A 2,504-nucleotide genomic window follows, 5' to 3' on the forward strand; every position below is an offset into this window, starting at 1 on the left:
TTCTGAGATAAAAGGTGAGATGCTAAATGATGAGTAAGTTCGTTTCTCAGTTGCGCGGCATTTAGGGTTAGATAATGCCAATATGCCAACCACTACTCGTGAGAAAGATGCCGTAGTAGAAATAACGCAAGTAATACGTAAGTTACTTCAACGACGACAGCAACTACCAACAAACCTAAATAAAGTAGCTGTATTGGAACTGCTCTATGACCATTACGAATAAATTGAGGTGAAAAGGCCATAAAGAATATAGCTACTTTGGGGTTCAATATATCAACAAGTACTCCTTGTTTAAAAGCTTTCCACGCAGACTCTTTGGGCTTATCTGCTGGAGTTATATTTAAACTAGTACCAGCTGAACGGAAAGATTTATATGCAAGATATAGTAAATAACCAACACCAATATACTTAACTATAGAAAACGCAAGTGCGGATGACACTAGAATTGCCGACACCCCAAGTGACGCCAATCCAACATGAAAAATAGCTCCAGTACAAACGCCAAGCGCGGATGCTACGCCAACCTTTTTCCCATTTGCTATTGTCTTAGGTAGCATGTAAAGAAGATTTAGACCGGGTGCAATATTCAACGCTAATGCAGTAGAAAAAAATAATAACTAATAACTTAAATCTGACACATAAATTATCCGTTCTAATAAAGGTAAAAGCCTAGAATAGCTTTGTTAAGCAGAAATTTTCTGTATGTACAAAAATACATTTAACACTAAGAAATAAATAGCACTGAAACTACCAAGGTACTATCGTAGAACGTGATACGTTATTACCTAACTTGTGTCGATATAATTTAATCCAAAACCTTAAAAAAATCAGTATTTAACTCTAATGACTCCTGACCTGTTTGAGCGGCAACGATAATACCTTCGCCAAATACAAACAAAGTGTCAGATTTCTGCTTAGCATCTTCTGCACTTATCTGTTTAAACTTATCAAGTAGCCATTTCCTAACCTCAGTTTTATGCTGCTTGGCTATTAAATGAGGTGAAGACTGCTTACCTGAATGCTCTGCGCAAGCGTTAATAAACATACAACCATAAAAGTCCTCTGATAACGTCCAGTTCTTGAGGAAGTTTAAGTAGCAAGTGGCAACATCTGTTACTTGCTCAATCTCAAAATCATCAAAGTCAGCTTTCAATTGAGTCATGAAAATCTGATGGCGATACTTAAGCGCCGCCTCAATCAAGCCTTCTTTACTACCAAAATGGGCATACAAAGTCCGTTTAGTAGTACCTGCCTGCTTTGCTAACAGCTCCACTCCACTGTTGTGAAAGCCTTGCTTATAAAAGAGCTCATAACTTTTTTGTAGAATAATATCTCTCAATTCCATTAGTTCTGCTCCTGTTATCTTTGTTCGGTAATAATAATAGCATTTATAGATACCATTCGGTATACTTGACAAGTATACCGAATGGTATACTTTCAATAATGTCTTTTTATTTATGATAGGAGTACGTATGCATTCATTCTTTAATTGGCATAAGTTAAGCGGTCAGGTGAACCAATGCCCAAACAGGTTGCCCTTATCGATGATAGTATTGGCTTGGCTTGGCGGCACCATTGCTACGGCAACGCTTGCTATGCTAGGAAGCTCAATAGAAGTTATTATGATTTTAGGATCATTTGGCGCCAGTTGTTTACTAATATTTGCCTATCCTACCAGCCCTTTTGCCCAGCCGAGAAATGTTATAGGTGGGCATGTTATTGCGACTCTTACGGGGTTAGTATTTATGACATTATTTGGTATTCACTGGTGGAGTATGGCAACGGCTGTTGGTACTACCATTGCGCTAATGCTGATATTTAGAATGCCTCATCCACCTGCTGGGTCTAACCCTTTAATAGTTATGCTAGGTGCAGTAAATTGGGGTTTTTTGATAACACCCACTCTACTAGGTTCAATCGTTTTGGTCATGGTAGCGCTGATTTATAATAATTTGGGTAAAGGTAAACAGTATCCGACTTATTGGTGGTGAACCATCTGAACCGCACCCAGATTGCCAAAGCTGCTCAATATATTATTTGCTATCTCTCGATTGATTTAACATGACTTACATTTACGTAATAAGAATAGATATTGGGATGCAGAGTTAATAGGCAATATTGTCTGAAAGCTGCGATAAAGACTCAAAGTTACTTTCAAGCTCAACCATCATCAAATATAAGATTCTGTTAGTGATCGTAACTCTAACAGCATGTTACTGACGGGTATCATGTCATCAAATATTTCAGGATTTATTCTTTTTACAATAGTTGCTAAAGGCGTAAAACTCCAGTAAACGCTCGAGGCAGCTATTGAGACGAGTAGTGTAATAGCGAAAAAAGTCATACTGAACTGACAATTAAACTGTAATAAATACTGATGATACACGTCTGTAGGCATGAGTATTTTGTCGTCTTTAATAATCATCGTGAGATAACGTTTACTATTCATTCTCGACTTACTGCACAAATTTGCACAATCAATAAATGTATTGACATCCTTTTAT

General features: G+C 37.4%; 3 protein-coding genes. 1 reads left to right on the forward strand and 2 read right to left on the reverse strand.

Annotation, left to right across the window (positions count from 1 at the left end; all coding sequences use genetic code 11):
* Window positions 1-92 precede the first annotated feature (92 nt).
* Window positions 93-590 carry a LysE family translocator gene (locus tag ACT3QQ_RS13765; RefSeq protein ID WP_444528412.1) on the reverse strand — a complete coding sequence of 166 codons (498 nt, stop codon included), beginning with the start codon at window positions 588-590 and terminating at the stop codon, window positions 93-95.
* 215 nt (window positions 591-805) lie between these two features.
* Window positions 806-1,345, reverse strand: coding sequence for a TetR/AcrR family transcriptional regulator (locus ACT3QQ_RS13770; protein WP_444528413.1), 540 nt, complete (start codon window positions 1,343-1,345; stop codon window positions 806-808).
* Between the two features lie 127 nt (window positions 1,346-1,472).
* Here ACT3QQ_RS13770 and ACT3QQ_RS13775 point away from each other — a divergent pair, with 127 nt between their 5' ends.
* Window positions 1,473-1,991: an HPP family protein gene (locus tag ACT3QQ_RS13775; RefSeq protein ID WP_444528414.1), complete on the forward strand. Its 519-nt coding sequence runs from the start codon at window positions 1,473-1,475 to the stop codon at window positions 1,989-1,991.
* Window positions 1,992-2,504: the final 513 nt, after the last annotated feature.

This window comes from Psychrobacter sp. AOP7-A1-24 (assembly GCF_052376235.1).
In the GTDB taxonomy this organism is placed as follows: Bacteria; Pseudomonadota; Gammaproteobacteria; order Pseudomonadales; family Moraxellaceae; genus Psychrobacter.

Coding starts and splice junctions, on each gene's coding strand:
- ACT3QQ_RS13770 (WP_444528413.1), bottom strand. CDS start 1,345: ATGGAATTGAGAGATATTATTCTACAAAAAAGTTATGAGCTCTTTTAT.
- ACT3QQ_RS13775 (WP_444528414.1), top strand. CDS start 1,473: ATGCATTCATTCTTTAATTGGCATAAGTTAAGCGGTCAGGTGAACCAA.